The sequence below is a fragment of the Aeromicrobium terrae genome (genome assembly GCF_008039565.1).
GTDB lineage: Bacteria > Actinomycetota > Actinomycetes > Propionibacteriales > Nocardioidaceae > Aeromicrobium > Aeromicrobium terrae.
The window spans coordinates 37,449-52,925 of the sequence record NZ_VDUX01000008.1 but is presented as its reverse complement, the minus strand read 5'-3'; the positions used below and the strand labels follow the sequence as shown (position 1 = coordinate 52,925).

At 71.5% G+C, this 15,477-nt stretch carries 13 protein-coding genes; 7 read left to right on the top strand and 6 right to left on the bottom strand.

Annotated features, from left to right (window positions below; all coding sequences use genetic code 11):
• Nucleotides 1-4: 4 nt before the first annotated feature.
• Complete coding sequence (sucC, locus tag FHP06_RS14580; RefSeq protein WP_147687535.1) at nt 5-1,165, bottom strand: ADP-forming succinate--CoA ligase subunit beta; 1,161 nt, start codon at nt 1,163-1,165, stop codon at nt 5-7.
• Nucleotides 1,166-1,299: 134 nt separating this feature from the next.
• Here sucC and FHP06_RS14575 point away from each other — a divergent pair, with 134 nt between their 5' ends.
• Complete coding sequence (locus FHP06_RS14575; RefSeq protein WP_187271958.1) at nt 1,300-2,187, top strand: alpha/beta fold hydrolase; 888 nt, start codon at nt 1,300-1,302, stop codon at nt 2,185-2,187.
• Here the strand turns inward: FHP06_RS14575 and FHP06_RS14570 are convergent.
• Entirely contained in the window at nt 2,172-2,444 is a 273-nt protein-coding gene (locus FHP06_RS14570; protein ID WP_147687533.1) for a hypothetical protein, read from the bottom strand. The two genes, FHP06_RS14575 and FHP06_RS14570, sit on opposite strands and share 16 nt — an antisense overlap.
• Nucleotides 2,445-2,678: 234 nt before the next feature.
• Here FHP06_RS14570 and FHP06_RS14565 point away from each other — a divergent pair, with 234 nt between their 5' ends.
• Nucleotides 2,679-3,353, top strand: a complete 675-nt coding sequence (locus FHP06_RS14565) for a M23 family metallopeptidase (protein WP_147687532.1) — start codon at nt 2,679-2,681, stop codon at nt 3,351-3,353.
• Between the two features lie 132 nt (nt 3,354-3,485).
• Nucleotides 3,486-4,415: a PDDEXK family nuclease gene (locus FHP06_RS14560; protein ID WP_147687531.1), complete on the top strand. Its 930-nt coding sequence runs from the start codon at nt 3,486-3,488 to the stop codon at nt 4,413-4,415.
• 62 nt (nt 4,416-4,477) lie between these two features.
• Here FHP06_RS14560 and pcrA read toward each other — a convergent pair whose 3' ends face one another.
• Complete coding sequence (gene pcrA, locus FHP06_RS14555) at nt 4,478-6,796, bottom strand: DNA helicase PcrA (protein ID WP_147687530.1); 2,319 nt, start codon at nt 6,794-6,796, stop codon at nt 4,478-4,480.
• Nucleotides 6,797-6,858: 62 nt separating this feature from the next.
• Here pcrA and FHP06_RS14550 point away from each other — a divergent pair, with 62 nt between their 5' ends.
• The gene (locus FHP06_RS14550; protein WP_147687529.1) at nt 6,859-7,218 is read left to right on the top strand and encodes a GntR family transcriptional regulator; all 360 of its coding nucleotides are present in this window, start codon (nt 6,859-6,861) and stop codon (nt 7,216-7,218) included.
• On the opposite strand, the gene FHP06_RS14545 is transcribed toward FHP06_RS14550, so the two are convergent.
• Entirely contained in the window at nt 7,208-8,422 is a 1,215-nt protein-coding gene (locus FHP06_RS14545; RefSeq protein WP_147687528.1) for an oxygenase MpaB family protein, read from the bottom strand. The genes FHP06_RS14550 and FHP06_RS14545 overlap by 11 nt on opposite strands.
• A 79-nt stretch (nt 8,423-8,501) precedes the next feature.
• Here FHP06_RS14545 and FHP06_RS14540 point away from each other — a divergent pair, with 79 nt between their 5' ends.
• Nucleotides 8,502-9,092 (top strand): TetR/AcrR family transcriptional regulator, encoded by a 591-nt coding sequence (locus FHP06_RS14540; protein WP_222706499.1) that lies wholly within the window; start codon nt 8,502-8,504, stop codon nt 9,090-9,092.
• Between the two features lie 3 nt (nt 9,093-9,095).
• On the opposite strand, the gene zwf is transcribed toward FHP06_RS14540, so the two are convergent.
• The gene (gene zwf / locus FHP06_RS14535) at nt 9,096-10,532 is read right to left on the bottom strand and encodes a glucose-6-phosphate dehydrogenase (protein ID WP_147687527.1); all 1,437 of its coding nucleotides are present in this window, start codon (nt 10,530-10,532) and stop codon (nt 9,096-9,098) included.
• A gap of 88 nt (nt 10,533-10,620) precedes the next feature.
• Here zwf and FHP06_RS14530 point away from each other — a divergent pair, with 88 nt between their 5' ends.
• Together FHP06_RS14530 and FHP06_RS14525 are read left to right on the top strand one after the other, a co-directional pair.
• Complete coding sequence (locus FHP06_RS14530) at nt 10,621-11,577, top strand: ATP-binding cassette domain-containing protein (protein ID WP_147687526.1); 957 nt, start codon at nt 10,621-10,623, stop codon at nt 11,575-11,577.
• Nucleotides 11,574-12,392 carry an ABC transporter permease gene (locus tag FHP06_RS14525; RefSeq protein WP_147687525.1) on the top strand — a complete coding sequence of 273 codons (819 nt, stop codon included), beginning with the start codon at nt 11,574-11,576 and terminating at the stop codon, nt 12,390-12,392. Before FHP06_RS14530 ends, FHP06_RS14525 begins: the two co-directional genes overlap by 4 nt.
• Here the strand turns inward: FHP06_RS14525 and FHP06_RS14520 are convergent.
• Entirely contained in the window at nt 12,389-15,460 is a 3,072-nt protein-coding gene (locus FHP06_RS14520; RefSeq protein WP_147687524.1) for a BTAD domain-containing putative transcriptional regulator, read from the bottom strand. The two genes, FHP06_RS14525 and FHP06_RS14520, sit on opposite strands and share 4 nt — an antisense overlap.
• Between the last annotated feature and the right edge of the window lie 17 nt (nt 15,461-15,477).

Genomic DNA, 15,477 nt, shown 5'->3' with positions numbered 1-15,477 from the left:
TTCCTCAGGCGTTCGCCAGCTCGGCGGCCTTGTCGGCCGCACCGTCCATGGTGTCGACGAGGGTCACGAGGGGATGGTTCTTCTCCTCGAGGATCCGTCGTCCTTCCTCGACCGCGTTGCCGTCCAGGCGGACGACGAGCGGCTTGGTGGCGGCGTCGCCCAGGAGGTCGAGCGCGCCGACGATGCCGTTGGCCACCGCGTCGCACGACGTGATGCCGCCGAACACGTTGACGAACACGGACTTGACCTGCTCGTCGCCGAGGATGACGTCGAGGCCGTCGGCCATCACCTGGGCCGAGGCGCCGCCGCCGATGTCCAGGAAGTTGGCCGGCTTCACGCCGCCGTGCGCCTCACCGGCGTACGCGACGACGTCGAGCGTGCTCATGACCAGGCCGGCGCCGTTGCCGATGATGCCGACGGCACCGTCGAGCTTGACGTAGTTGAGGCCCTTGGCCTTCGCCTTGGCCTCGAGCGGGTCGGCCGCGGCCTTGTCCTCGAACGCAGCGTGGTCCTCGTGGCGGAAGTCGGCGTTGTCGTCGAGCGACACCTTGCCGTCGAGCGCCTCCAGCACGTCGCCCTCGAGACGGGCGAGCGGGTTGACCTCGACGAGGGTGGCGTCCTCCTCGACGAAGACCTTCCAGAGCGCGAGCACGGTCTGCACGGCCTGGTCGGTGAGCGCCTCGGGGAACGCGGCCTCGGCGACGATCTCGCGGGCCTTGGCCTCGTCGACGCCGGTGCCCGGGTCGATCGGGATCTGCTTGACGGCGTCGGGGTTGGTCTTGGCGACCTCCTCGATCTCCACGCCGCCCTCGACGCTGGCGATGCAGAGGTACCGGCGGTTGGCGCGGTCGAGCAGGAAGGAGAAGTAGTACTCCTCCTCGATGCTCGCGCCCGGCGCGATGAGCACGCGGTTGACCGTGAGCCCCTTGATCTCCATGCCGAGGATCGCCTGGGCGTGCTCGTAGGCCTCGTCCGGCGTCTTGGCGAGCTTCACGCCGCCGGCCTTGCCGCGGCCGCCGGCCTTGACCTGGGCCTTCACGACGACGACGCCGAGCTGCTCGGCAGCGGCCTTCGCCTCGTCGGGGGTGGTGGCGACGATGCCTTCGGTGACCGGCACGTCGTGCTTGGCGAACAGCTCTTTCGCCTGGTACTCCATCAGATCCACGGGAATGTCCGTTCTGCTGCGTTGTCTTGAGCCTTCTGGACTCTAGCCCTCATCGGCGTGCCCGAGCGCGGCGGGTGGAGGGACCGTACGGTGACATAGGTACTGTTACGGACCCCATGACGAAGGACGCCTGCATGACCGACCGCATCTCCTCGGCCGACGTCGAGCTCGACCTGAAGGTGAGTGGTCCCGAGGACGGGCCGGTCGTCGTGCTCGTCCACGGGTTCCCGGACAACCGCAGCGTCTGGAGCCGGGTCGTCGAGGACCTCGAGGTCGACCACCGCGTCGTCGCCTACGACGTCCGCGGCGCCGGGGCGTCCACCGCGCCGTCGTCCCGATCCGGCTACCGGGTGGCGCGGCTCGTCGACGACCTCGTCGCGGTGCTGGACCACGTGACGCCCGACGGCCGGCCGGTGCACCTCGTCGGGCACGACTGGGGATCGATCCAGCTGTGGTCGGCCGTGATGCGTGAGGACCGGGACGCCCGACTGACGGGGCGCCTGGCGTCGTTCACGTCGATCAGCGGACCCGGCCTCGACCAGGTGGGCCACTTCCTGCGCGAGAGCGTGCGCCGCGGCCACTACACCCAGCTCGTCGGACAGGCGCTGCGCGCCTGGCACGCGGGGGCGTTCCAGGTCCCGTTCCTGCCCGAGCTCGTGCTCGGCCGCCTCGGCGGGCCGATCCGCGCGCGGCTGGAGAAGTCGCAGCACCTCGACGGCCACTGGGACGACTCCACGTTCCGTGCTGACGCACGTCGCGGCGTCAACCTCTACCGCGCCAACCGGCCCAGCCTGCGGCGCGCCACGACCTCGGTGCCGGTGCAGCTGATCGTGCCCACGAAGGACTCCTTCGTGACGCCGGGCCTCCTGGCCGACGTGAGCTCGTTCGCGCCCGACCTGCGGCGCATCGACGTCGTCGCCAACCACTGGGTCGTGCGGACCCAGCCGGGCCGGATCGCGGGCGCGGTGCGCACGTTCGTGCAGGACGTCTCCGAGCGCGAGGCGGCTCAGACCGGGGCGTGATGCACGGACACGCCCGGGAACGCGTGCTCCGCGAGCCACGCCCGCAGCGTGTCGGCCTCGGCAGCGCTCCCGAGGACGACGACCTCCGCGGCGTCCTCCGCAACCGCCGCGCGCGCCAGGTGCTCCACGTCGAGGCCGTGGCCGAGGAGAACCACCTCCTGACCTGCGTCTCTGCGCCTGCGGGCCTCCGCCGCGGCGCGGTCGGAGGCGCCCTCGTCGGTGGCCGTGGAGCCCACCACGACGCGTCGGTCAGCCATGTCGCCATCGTCTCGCACGGGTGCATTCATGCACATGGGTTGGTGGGTGACGGTTGACGGGAATCGCTCGTCCCCTAGACTCGTCAAGTCCCACCCCCCACTCCGGAGGCCTTCTGCGTGAGTTCGTCTGCGCCCAAACGCCGACTGGACGTACGTCAACAGACCCCCAACCGCGCTGGCGGTCGCCGTGCTGCGACCCGTCGCCGTCGGGCCTCGTTCCGTCCCACCCCTGCCATGGCAGGCGCCTTTGCGCTGGTCGTGGCGGGTATCGGCTCCGCTGTGGCCTCCTCGCACACCGATGACGGCGTGCTGAGGGCGAACTACCAGACCATCTCCGCCAACTACACCGGTGGGAACGACGCCGGCGCCGGCGCGTCCGTCGACGTCAGCCGCGACTTCGACCGCGAGCTGCTGGAGAAGCAGGCCAAGGCCCAGGTCGCGCAGCGCGAGGTGGCCCTCAAGGCCCTCACCGCCAAGACGCAGGCTCGCGCCGACGAGCTGCAGAAGAACCAGTGGGTCCTCCCCGTGGCGGGCTACCACCTGACCGCGCGCTTCGGCCAGCGCAGCTCGCTGTGGTCCAGCGGCATGCACACCGGCCTCGACTTCGCCGGCCCGTCCGGCTCCACGATCGTGTCCGTGGCGGCCGGCGTCGTGAAGTCCACCGGCTACGAGGGCGCCTACGGCAACCGCACCATCATCACGCTCCAGGACGGAACGGACATCTGGTACTGCCACCAGAGCCGCATCGCCGTCACCCCGGGCGACAAGGTCGATCCCGGCCAGGTCATCGGCTACACCGGTTCCACCGGAAACGTCACCGGCCCGCACCTGCACCTCGAGGTCCACCCCGGCGGCGGCGACCCGGTCGACCCGTACCCCGTGCTGATCCAGCACTCCGTGCGCCCCTGATCTTCGCGAAATGTGACGCCCAGGGCGTCTTTCGCTCCGGTTGACGCCCACAGCGTCACGAACCACGTCGCGTCGTCCACAGTGACTCTCGTGACGCTCGGACGTCGCCGCGCCCGGTACGACGCTGGCTGGATGAGTCGACACCCCTTCATCCCGCAAGAGCTCCGCGGGCGTCCATTCACGACGGCCGAGGCCGACGCCGCCGGGCTGACGGCGTCGATGCGACGCGGCAGACACGTCGAGCAGGTGCACCGCGGTGTGTGGTCCCTGGCAGACACACCGCGAACCTTCGAGTTCCAGGTCCACGCCGCGCGCATGGCGCTCGCCCGCGACGCGGTGCTGAGCCACGTCTCCGCCTTGCGTTGGCTCGGCGTCGAGGTCGGACGTGAGACTCCGATCCACTTCTCCACGAACCGGCCGCGTCAGACGCGGGAAGACATCGTGCTGCACCGCCGGATCGGCACGATCTCGCCGCGTCTCATCCGCGGCATCGACACGCTCGGGCCTGATCGCTCTTTCGTGGACAGCGCCACGATCCTCGGCATTCGACAGCTCGTCCGCGCCGGCGACGCCCTCGTCCGCGCCGGCCTGACGACGGTGGACGACTTGGTCCACTACGTCACCAGGTCACACCTCGACGGTGTCGTCCGCGCCAGACAAGCAGCCGCACTCGTCCGCGCCCGCGTCGACTCCCTCCGCGAGACCGACCTCCGCCTGCTCATCGTCCTGGCCGGGCTTCCCGAGCCCGAGGTCAACGTCGATGTGCACGCCGACGACGGCACATGGCTGGCCCGAGGCGACCTCGTCCTTCCGGAGCTGCGCGTGGTCATCGAGCACGACGGCTGGGTCCACGAGCGCGATGCTGAGCAACGGCAGAAGGACCACTTCCGTCGTGAGCGCATCGAGGCAGCGGGATGGACACTGATCGTCGTCACCGTGGCGGACTTCCAGCACCCGATCTCCGTCGTGACTCGCATCTTCGAGGCGCTTCGACGTCGCGGATACGACGGACCGCCACCTGAGCTGACCCGGACCTGGCGCCTCTGCGCCCGCAATCTGTGACGCCCAGAGCGTCATCGGGGACGAATGGCGCCTTGAGCGTCACATTTCGCGAAGAACCGGGGCTACAGCTTCTCCACCGGCGCGTAACGCAGCAGCAGCCGCTTCACGCCCTGGGAGCCGAAGTCCACGGCGGCCACGGCGTTGTCGCCCTGGCCCTCGAGCGCCACGACGGTGCCGAGGCCGAAGCTGTCGTGGGTGACGCGGTCGCCGGGCTCCAACGACGGGACCTCGCGCGAGCGCTTCGACTTGGCCGCCACGGTGGACGCGCGGAAGCTCGACGACGCCGCAGGGCGCCGGGTCCACTGGGTGGCGGGCTGGGCCTCGCGGCGCCAGTCGATCAGGTGGCCGGGCAGCTCGTCGAGGAACCGTGACGCCGGGTTGTACGACGGGGCGCCCCAGGCCGAGCGGCTCATGGCGCGCGTGACGTAGAGGCGCGTGCGGGCGCGAGTGATGCCGACGTAGGCGAGGCGCCGCTCCTCCTGCAGCTCGTCGGTGTCGCCGAGCGAGCGCATGTGCGGGAAGACGCCGTCCTCCAGGCCGGTGAGGAAGACCACCGGGAACTCCAGGCCCTTGGCGGTGTGCAGGGTCATCAGGGTGACGACGCCGTCGCCCTCGTCGGGCACCGCGTCGGCGTCGGCCACCAGCGAGACCTGCTCGAGGAACGCGCCGAGCGAACCGCGGGCGAGGTCGTCGGGCTCGGTGCCCGCCTCGTCGTCGCTCATCGTGGCGGCGCCGACGACGAACTCGCGGGCGACGGCCACGAGCTCGGCCAGGTTCTCGACGCGGGTCTCGTCCTGCGGGTCGTTGCTCTTCTCCAGCGTGCCGAGGTAGCCCGTGCGGGTGAGCGCAGCCTCGAGCACGGCGTCGGCCGGCTCGCCGGCGTCGGCCATGGTCTTGAGCTCCGCCATGACGTCGGCGAACTCGCGGATGCAGGTCAGGGAGCGGGTGGCGAGGTCGCCGGCCTCCTCGGCCCGCAGCATGGCGTCCCAGAACGAGATGTCCTCGCGGGCGGCCAGCCGCTCGATCGAGGCCTGGGCGCGGTCGCCGATGCCCCGCTTGGGCTCGTTGATGATCCGCCGTAGCGAGACGGCGTCGCGCGGGTTGGCCAGGACGCGGATGTACGCGAGCGCGTCCTTGACCTCCTTGCGCTCGTAGAACCGCACACCGCCGACGACGCGGTACGGCAGCCCGACACGGATGAACACTTCCTCGAAGACACGGGACTGCGCGTTGGTGCGGTAGAACACCGCGACGTCGGACGGCTTGGCGTCGCCCGCGTCGGTGAGCCGGTCGACCTCGTCGGCCACGAACTGCGCCTCGTCGCGCTCGTCGTCGCCGACGTACCCGACGATGAGGTCGCCGTCGCCCTCGGCGGACCACAGGTTCTTGTCCTTGCGGCCCTCGTTGCGGCTGATCACGGCGTTCGCGGCCGAGAGGATGGTCTGCGTGGAGCGGTAGTTCTGCTCGAGCAGGATCGTCTCGGCCTTGGGGAAGTCGTCCTCGAACTCCAGGATGTTGCGGATGCTCGCGCCGCGGAACGCATAGATGGACTGGTCGGAGTCGCCCACGACCATGAGGTCGGTCTCCTCGTCGCAGAGCTCGCGGATCAGGGCGTACTGCGCGTGGTTGGTGTCCTGGTACTCGTCGACGAGCACGTGGCGGAAGCGGCGGCGGTACGTCTCGCGCACGTCCGGGAACGCCTGCAGCAGGTGGACCGTCATCATGATGAGGTCGTCGAAGTCCATGGCGTTGGCAGCCTTGAGCCGACGCTGGTAGTGCCCGTACGCCTCGGCGTACAGCTCCTCGGTGGGGTTCTCGGCGCGCCCGCCGGCGGCCTCGTGGTCGACGAGGTCGTTCTTGAGGTTGGACACCCAGTGCAGGACCGCGCGGGGGTTGACGCGCTTGGGATCGAGATCCATGTCTCGGCACACGAGCGTCATCAGCCGACGCGAGTCGGCGGCGTCGTAGACGCTGAACGTGGACGTGTAGCCGAACCGGTTGGCCTCGCGGCGCAGGATGCGGACGCAGGCGCTGTGGAACGTGCTGACCCACATGGCCCGGGCGGCGCCGCCCACGAGCTCGGCCACGCGCTCGCGCATCTCGGCCGCGGCCTTGTTGGTGAACGTGATGGCGAGGACGGAGCCCGGGTGGGCGCCCCGGGCGGCGATCAACCAGGCGATGCGCCGCGTGAGCACCCGGGTCTTGCCCGAGCCCGCGCCGGCGACCACGAGCAGCTGCCCGGGGGCGTGTCCGACCGCTTCGCGCTGGGCGTCGTTGAGGTCGTCCAGCAGCGTCTCGGACCGCGGCCGACGGCGCTCGCGCGGCTGGTCCGAGGACGGCGGTGGAGCGGCCTGCGGCGGCACGGGAAAGGGGAGCGTCATCGTCGTTCCAGGGTACGTTCCGGGGGCGACAGTGCTCCGGGCGGCGTGCCAGAATCGGCCGGGTGAATCTCGTCAGCATCGACATCGAGAGCAGCGAGCCACCGTACGAGCAGGTGCGACGCCAGATCGCCGAGGCGGCCGCCGCCGGCGCCCTCGCGCCGGGGCACAAGCTGCCGACGGTCCGACGTCTCGCCGGCGACCTGAAGCTGGCCACCAACACGGTCGCCCGCGCCTACCGCGAGCTGGAGGTCGACGGCGTGGTGGAGACGCACGGGCGCAACGGCACCCTCATCGCGACCCGGCGGATCGGCGACACCGACGCCGCCGACGCCGCCGCGGCGTACGTGCACGTGGTGCGCAGCCGCGGGCTGTCCATCGAGGAGGCGCAGCGCCTGGTGGAGACCTGCTGGCTCAGACCTTGAGCGTGCCGATCTCCGGCTGGTCCGGCCCGAAGTGGCGGTACATGACCCGCTTCGGCACCCGGTCGCCCCACGCCTGGAGACGGCGCTCGCCCCAGGCCGTGCGGCCGACGAGCTGGTAGCGCACGACGTTCAGCGCCTGGACGTAGAGGATCGCCCACGGCGGGCGGCGCGGCAGGCCGAACTCCTTCATGCTGCGCGGGCCGAGCAGCAGGGTCAGCATGCTCAGCAGCCGCTCGCGGGACAGCCAGCGACTGATCCCGGCGAACCGGTCGAAGTGCAGCGTGCGCTGCGCGTCGACGATCGCCTGGGCGAGCTTCGGCCCGGCCTCGCTGATGTCGTCCTGCGCCAGCAGGACGTGGTAGTTCAGCCGGTGCTGCTCGCGCTCGGTCTCCATCAGCCACTGCTCGTCGACGCCCATGAGCCAGCCGATGTACTTCCACAGGTGCATCACGGCGTCGGACTCGGCGCGCGTGATCCGCACGCCCAGCGCCTTGGAGCCGATCAGGAGCACGCCGTTGAACAGCCCGAGCGTCGCGGCCTGGTCCGCCTGGTTGATCGGCAGGCCCCACCGCTCGACGTCCCACTTCTTCGTGAACGTCTCGTTCACCAGGGCGTGCATCACGCGGACGTGGACGGTCAGGCGGAAGCCCTCGCCGTCGCGGCGCATCGCGTGCGGCCGGCCCACGGCGACGGTCCACTTCTGCGTCTCGCCGAGGCGTCGCATCGTCGCGTCGCCGGTCAGGCCGCCGGTGGCGACGAGGAGGTCCGTGGGGCCGCCGAAGCGGTAGCCGCCGATCAGGGACAGCTGGGTGAGGACGTCGGCCGCGTTCTGGCCGAGGCGGCGCGACACCCGGCCGCCCTCCTCGACGAGGTCCCAGTCGACCCAGTCCGGCACGACGTCCACGACGTCGAACAGCGCCCGCAGCGCCGGTGGCGGGTCGTCGACCGCGTCGATGCCCGCGTCGATCGCCGTGCGCAGCTGCGCCATCGAGACGCGGTCCGGGTCGCCGTGCGGCAGCCGCATCGCCCGGGCCACCGCGGCACCGAGCTCGTCCTGCTCCATGAACCCGCGGGCCAGACGCTGCATCAGCTCCTCGTCGACCTCCCGCACGCGGGCCACCCGACGCAGCACGGCGCCGATGCGGCGACTGCGATGCTCGGCGGCGCGATAGCGGGTCGGGACGGCGACGGTGCTAGTCGTCATGGCTCCATGCTGACACGAGTCATCGCTCGCATACAATTCGCATCATGACTCAGCCGCCCGCGGCCCGGCACCCCCGCCGATGAAGAAGATCCCGCAGCAGGAACGGTCCCGGCAGATGGTCGGACGCATCATCGAGGCTGGTCACGCCGTCCTCGTGCGCGACGGCTATGACGCCCTCTCGACCAACCGCGTCGCGGCCGAGGCGGGCGTGAGCCCCGGCTCGCTCTACCAGTACTTCCCGAACAAGGAGGCCGTCATCGAGGCGGTCGTCGAGCGGTACTCCGACGTGCTGGCCGAGCGCATCACCGCGTCGCTGGCCGATCGGATCGACGACGCCGGGCCCGCCATGGTGCGGCCCACGATCGAGGCGCTCCTCGACGCCCTGGAGGAGAACGCGGAGTTCCTGCGCGTCATCGCCGACGAGATCCCCCGGGCGGAGAACAGCAGCCGGACCGAGGCGCTGGAGCAGCGCATCGTCGGGCTCGTCGGCGCCTACCTGGCCGCGCGCCGGGCCGATCTCGGCGACACCCGGCCCAGCACCGCGGCGTGGGTGATGGTCCGCGCCATCGAGCACCTCACCGTCCGGTACGTGCTCGAGCACCCGACGATCCCTCGCGAGGAGTTCGTGTCCGAGCTGGTCAGACTGGTCGCCGGGTACCTCCCGGACTGACGCCTACTCTCCGCTCGGATTCGGCCGGCGCCAGGTGCGCTCGAACGGCAGCCGCCAGGCGCGCGGTGCGATCAGCTGGTGCACCGAGTTCGGCCCCCAGGTGCCCGGGGCGTACGGGCGCACCGGCGGCGGGTCGTCGAGCAGCGGCTGGCTGATCTCCCACAGCCGCTCGATGCCCTCGGCGTTGGTGAAGAGCGTGCGGTCGCCCCGCATGGCGTCGTAGATGAGCCGCTCGTAGGCCTCGAGGACGTCACCGGCCCGCTCGGTGTCCTGCAGGGCGAACTGCATGCTCAGCTTGTCGAGCTTCATGCCCGGGCCCGGGCGCTTGCCGTAGAACGAGAGCGAGAGCCGGCTCGAGTCGGCGAGGTCGAACGTCAGGTGGTCCGGGCCGGAGAGGCCGACCCCCGAGCCGCCCGGGAACATGCTCTTGGGCGGCTCGCGGAACGCGATCGAGATGATGCGTGCGCCCTCGGCCATGTTCTTGCCCGTGCGCAGGTAGAACGGGACGCCGGCCCACCGCCAGTTGTCGACGTGCGCCTCCAGCGCGACGAACGTCTCGGTCTCGGACTCCGCCGAGACGCCGTCCTCGTCGCGATAGCCCTGGTACTGGCCACGCACGACGTTCGCCGGGTCGAGCGGGAGGATCGAGCGGAAGACCTTGGTCTTCTCCTCGCTGATGGACTCCGAGTCCAGCGTGGTGGGCGGCTCCATGGCCATGAACCCGAGGATCTGGAACAGGTGGGTGACGACCATGTCGCGGAACGCGCCGATGCCCTCGTAGAACCCGGCGCGGCCCTCGATGGAGAGGGTCTCGGGCACGTCGATCTGCACGTGGTCGATGAACGTGCGGTTCCAGATCGGCTCGAACAGGCCGTTGGCGAACCGGAACGCGAGGATGTTGAGCGCCGCCTCCTTGCCGAGGAAGTGGTCGATGCGGAAGATCTGCTCCTCGTCGAACACCTCGTGCAGCGACGCGTTCAGCTTCTTGGCGGACTCCAGGTCGGTGCCGAACGGCTTCTCCATGATGATCCGGGCGCGCTCCACGAGGCGCGCCTCGTCCAGGGTGCTCACGACGTCGAGCGCTGCCTTGGGCGGGACGCTCAGGTAGTGCAGCCGCCCCGGCGCACCGCCGAGGGCGTCCTCGAGCTCGGTGGCCCGGGTGGCGAGCGTCTCCGCGCCGTCCTTGGCGTTGACGTAGTGCAGCTTCGACGCGAACTCGGCCCAGCGGTCGGTGTCGAAGTCGTCCTTGCCGAACTCGCGGCACGCCTCTTGGGCGAACTCGCGGAACGACGTGTCGTCGTGCTCGTCGAGCGAGACGCCGATCATGCGGAAGTCCGCCACGAGGCCGGACTGGAGCAGGTGGAGGATCCCGGGCAGCAGCTTGCGGCGGGCGAGGTCGCCCGTGGCGCCGAAGATCACGATGAGATGCGGCTGGTCCACGCGACCACGGTAGCCCCGTAGGACCACGTCAGCCCGCTGTCAGCAGCGTGACAGCGACCTGACAGCCGTGGCCAGCACCGTGGTGGTCATGACCAACCACGCCATCCACGCCGAGGGGCTCACGAAGCGCTTCGGCGAGACTCTCGCCCTCGACGGCGTCGACCTGTCCGTGCCGCACGGCACGGTGCTCGGCGTCCTCGGGCCCAACGGCGCCGGCAAGACCACGGCCGTGCGCATCCTCGCGACCCTGCTGCAGCCCGATGCCGGCTCGGCCACCGTCGCGGGACACGACGTGCTGCGCGAGCCCGACGCCGTGCGGCGCGCCATCGGCCTCACCGGCCAGTACGCCGCCGTCGACGAGCAGCTCACCGGGCGCGAGAACCTCGTGCTCGTCGGCCGCCTGCTCGACCTCACCCGCGCCGCGGCCGCCCGTCGCGCCGAGGAGCTGCTGGAGCAGTTCGGCCTCACCGAGGCCGCCGACCGGCGCACCCGGACGTACTCGGGCGGCATGCGGCGGCGGCTCGACCTGGCGGCCAGCCTCGTCGGCCGGCCCGAGGTCATCTACCTCGACGAGCCGACCACCGGGCTCGACCCGAGCAAGCGCGAGGACATGTGGGACGTCGTCCGCGAGCTCACCCTCCAGGGCACGACGGTCCTGCTGACCACCCAGTACCTGGAGGAGGCCGACGCCCTCGCCGACGCCATCTCGGTGTTCGACCGCGGCCGGGTGATCGCGCACGGCACGCCCGACGAGCTCAAGGCGATCGTCGGCGGTCGCACGCTGCGCGTCCGTCCCGCCGATCCGGTCGACCTCGCCGACGTCACCGCGCTGCTCGCGCGCGTCGTCGGTCGAGAGCCGGAGGTGCTCAAGGGTCACGCGAGCGTCCCGGTCGAGGACAGCGCGGCGCTCGCCGCAGTCGTGGCCGGCCTCGACGCCCGGGGCATCGACGTCACCGAGCTGGCGCTCGAGCTGCCCGACCTCGACGAGGTCTTCTTCACCCTGACCGGTCGAAACGAGTCACACGAGATGGAGAACGTCCGATGAGCAACACCCTCGCCCCGCGTCCGGTCCCCGGGACCGTCGACGCCGACCGCGTCACCTGGTGGCCGTGGCTGCGGCACGCGCTCGTGCTGTCCGGCCGCTCGGTGACCAAGATGATGCGCCACCCGGAGCAGTTCTTCGACGTCACGCTGCAGCCGGCACTGTTCCTGGTGATCTTCGTGTACGTCCTCGGCGGCGCGATCTCCGGCAACACCCACGACTACCTGCAGTTCGTCCTGCCCGGGATCATGATCCAGACGGTGCTGTTCAGCACGGTCAGCATCGGCGTGAACCTGAGCACCGACATCAAGGAGGGCGTCTTCGACCGGTTCCGGTCACTGCCCATCCCCCGCTCGGCTCCGCTGGTCGGCGCGACGATCGCCGAGTGCCTGCGGTACGGCATCACCATCGTGGTGAGCCTCGCCATGGGCGTCCTGATGGGGTTCCGGACGAGCACGTCACCCGTCTCGGTCCTGCTGGGCATGCTGATGGTGCTCGCCTTCGCCTGGTGCCTGTGCTGGGTCTCGATCTGGCTCGGCATGATCGTCCGCGAGGCCGGCTCCGTGCAGGGTCTCGGCTTCCTGGCGCTGTTCCCGCTGACGTTCGGGTCGTCGATGTTCGCGTCGGCCGACACGATGCCGGGCTGGCTGCAGACCTGGGTGAAGATCAACCCGGTCACGCACCTGACCGACGCCGTCCGCGGCCTGCTCACCGGCGGGCCGGTCGCCGAGGACGCCACCATCGCGGCGCTCACCTCCGCGGTCATCCTGGCCGTGTTCGCCCCGCTGGCCGTCCGCGCCTACCGGCGCAAGGCCTAGCCGCTGACAGCACGCACCAGGGCGAGGGCCTCGACACGATCGAGGCCCTCGCCTCGCGCGCGCTCGGCCTCGAAGGCGTCGTTGCCGAGCTCGACACGGAGGCGCTCGGAGAGCTCGCGGTCGTCGCGGTTCGACAGGTCACCGCGGCCGCGGATGTTGTCGGCGGCGCCGAGCAGACGAGCAGCTCGTCCCGGGTCGCCCTCGGCGTGGGCCAGCACGGCCGCGGCCACGCCGACGGACGAGACCACCGGCATGTCCTCGGACTCCGTGGCGAAGGACGTCGCCGCGGCGAGCTCCTGACGGGCGCGGTCCAGCTTCCCGTCGTCGACGAGCCCGACGGCGAGCGCCGCGCGGATGACCGCCCGCATCTGGCTGCTCCCGGGGATGCCCTCCGTGATCTCGCCGATGTCGGCGACCAGACCCTGCAGCAGCTCCACCGCGGCGCCGGTGTTGCCGGACAGCCGCTCGACCTGGGCCAGGTTGAGGCGCCAGAGCTGGCTGGCCCGCGCGTCGCCGGTCTCGCTGGAGGCCGCGACCTGTCGCTCGACCTCCGCGCGCAGCGCCGGCAGGTCGTCGGGCGTGGCCGACGAGAGACGGAGCGACAGCATGCGCTGGCGCGTGAACGTGGCGTCGTCGGTGGCTCCGAGCTGCTCGAGCAGCGGGATCGCCTCGTTCATCGAGTCGAGCGCGTCGTCGAGCTTGCCGATCTGGCCCTCATACGACGCGCGCTGTGACGCCGCCATCGCGATCCCCCATCGGTCGCCCACGGCCCGCAGGTCCTCGAGGGCCTGGTCGAGCAGCGCCACAGAGTTCTCCGGCTCCCCGGCGTTCTCGAGCAGTGCTCCGCGCATCAGCCGGGTGGCCGCCCGGGTCCACGGGTCCTCGGGCTCGGGGATCACCCGGTCGCCGGTGGCGCCGAAGAACTCGAAGGCGGCCACCGCCATGTCGACCAGCCGACCGTGCGCCTCGCCGGTGTCGTACGCGGCCAGCGCTCGCTCGATCCGCGGGGCGACGCTGTCGCGGTCCTTCTCGAACGCCGCGATGATGCCGAGCGCGTTGATGGCCACCTCGGTGCTCGGGTCGGCGGTGCCCGGCAGTCCCTCGATCAGCTCCATCCAGGTCCGGAAGTTGGTCTCCTGCCCGCGGATCCCCCACCACCACGCGAAGACCGCGGCGAGCCGCCCGGCCCGACCGCGGTCCTGCTCGTCGACGGCGAAGCGCAACGCGGCGAGCAGGTTGCCGGCGTCGCGGTCGAGCATCGCGAGGGCCTCGAGCTGGTCCGGGCCGTGCAGGTCGGGCTCGGCGGCCTCGGCGAGGTGGAGATAGTGATCCAGGTGGGCCGAGCGCACCTCGGTGACGATGCCGCGCTCGAGCAGCCGCTCGACGCCGAACTCACGCAGCGTCTCCAGCATCCGGAACCGTGGCTGCGGCCCACGGACAGGGACCAGCAGGGACTTGTCGACGAGCGACTCGAGCAGCTCCGCGGCGTCGCGGCCGAGCACCGCGGAGGCACCGTCGGCGTCCACCCCGCCGGGGAAGACGGCGAGGCGTTCGGCGAGGTCGCGCTCGTCCTCGTCGAGCAGGTCCCAGCTCCACTCGACGACGGCCCGGAGCGTGCGGTGCCGCGGCAACGCGGTGCGGCTGCCACCGGTGAGCAGGCGGAAACGGTCCGACAGCCGGGCCGCCACCTGGTCGACCGTCAGCGTGCGCAACCTCGCCGCGGCCAGCTCGAGCGCGAGCGGCTGCCCGTCGAGGCGCTGGCAGACCTCCACCACGCCGCTGACCGTGGACTCGTCGAGCACGAACGCCCGGTCCACGGCCTGGGCGCGCTGGACGAAGAGGTCGACGGCGCTGTGCTTGGCCGCCTGCTCGGCGCTCACCCCCGACTCGGGGATGCTCAGCGGCTCGAGCGCATAGGTGAGCTCGCCCACCAGGCCGAGCGGCTCGCGGCTGGTGGCGAGCACGACGATGCCGGGCGCGTGCCGCAGGACGTCCTCGGTGACCTGCGCGACGGTGTCGACCAGGTGCTCGCAGTTGTCGAGCAGCAGCAGTCCGTGCGCGTCGGCCACGGCCTCGAGGAGTCGGTCCTTGCTGTCCTGGGAGCTGCCCGCCCGCCGGCGGTCGACGGCCGTCACCTCGAGCAGCCCCATGGCCGCCAGGACGGCTGGCACGACGTCCTCGTCGTTGGTGATGGCCGCCAGCTCGACCGGCCAGACGTCGTCGTGCCGGGACGCCCGGGCCGCCTCGACCGACAGCCGGGTCTTGCCGGCGCCGCCCGGCCCCACCACGGTGACCAGGCGATACGCGTCCAGCGCGTCGACGATCTGCGCGACGTCGTCGTCGCGGCCGACGAACGTGGTGAGACCCACGGGCAGCCGGTCGGCCGACCGCCGCTGCGGCACGACGTCGCCACGCAGCAGCGCGACGTGGGTGGCCTGGAGCTCCGGCGACGGGTCCGCGCCGAGGTCCTCGGCGAGGCAGGAGCGCAGCCGCTCGTACGCGGCGAGCGCCTCGGCCTGGTGCCCGAGCGCGGCGAGCACCTGGAGGTAGATGTTCCACAGACCCTCGCGGTACGGGTGGGCCGCGGTGAGGTCGGCGAGCTCGGCGACGAGGGCCGCGTCGGGCGCGCCGGCGCGCTCGCGCATCGACGCCTCGACGGCGCCGAGCCGGAGCTCGGACAGCCGCGACGCGACGGCGTCCGCGAACGGTGCGTCGACATCGGCCAGCGGGTCGCCGCGCCACAGCCGCAGCGCGCTCGCCGCGTCGCCGCTCGACACCGCGCGCTCCAGCTCGGCGGCGTCGACCTCGTCGACGTCGAGCGCGTAGCCGGCGGCGCTGGACGTCAGCGCGCCGTCCGGCAGGCGGCGCCGGGTGCGCGAGACAACCGACTGCAGCGCGTTCGCCGACGGCGGATCCTCCCAGAGGTCGTCGACGAGCGTCGTGGTGGAGACCGGCCGGCCGGGCTCGAGCGCGAGCCGGGCCACGAGGGCGCGGTTCAGCGCACCGCCGAGGTCGACCTCGGCGCCCCCGTCCAGGACCCGCAGAGGTCCGAGCAGCTCGACGCGCACTGGTCCATCCTGCACCC

What these genes read in the sequence shown, in the direction of transcription:
- FHP06_RS14575 (WP_187271958.1), top strand. Translation starts at nt 1,300, where the DNA reads ATGACCGACCGCATCTCCTCGGCCGACGTCGAGCTCGACCTGAAGGTG.
- FHP06_RS14570 (WP_147687533.1), bottom strand. Translation starts at nt 2,444, where the DNA reads ATGGCTGACCGACGCGTCGTGGTGGGCTCCACGGCCACCGACGAGGGC.
- FHP06_RS14565 (WP_147687532.1), top strand. Translation starts at nt 2,679, where the DNA reads ATGGCAGGCGCCTTTGCGCTGGTCGTGGCGGGTATCGGCTCCGCTGTG.
- FHP06_RS14560 (WP_147687531.1), top strand. Translation starts at nt 3,486, where the DNA reads ATGAGTCGACACCCCTTCATCCCGCAAGAGCTCCGCGGGCGTCCATTC.
- pcrA (WP_147687530.1), bottom strand. Translation starts at nt 6,796, where the DNA reads ATGACGCTCCCCTTTCCCGTGCCGCCGCAGGCCGCTCCACCGCCGTCC.
- FHP06_RS14545 (WP_147687528.1), bottom strand. Translation starts at nt 8,422, where the DNA reads ATGACGACTAGCACCGTCGCCGTCCCGACCCGCTATCGCGCCGCCGAG.
- FHP06_RS14540 (WP_222706499.1), top strand. Translation starts at nt 8,502, where the DNA reads ATGAAGAAGATCCCGCAGCAGGAACGGTCCCGGCAGATGGTCGGACGC.
- FHP06_RS14530 (WP_147687526.1), top strand. Translation starts at nt 10,621, where the DNA reads ATGACCAACCACGCCATCCACGCCGAGGGGCTCACGAAGCGCTTCGGC.
- FHP06_RS14525 (WP_147687525.1), top strand. Translation starts at nt 11,574, where the DNA reads ATGAGCAACACCCTCGCCCCGCGTCCGGTCCCCGGGACCGTCGACGCC.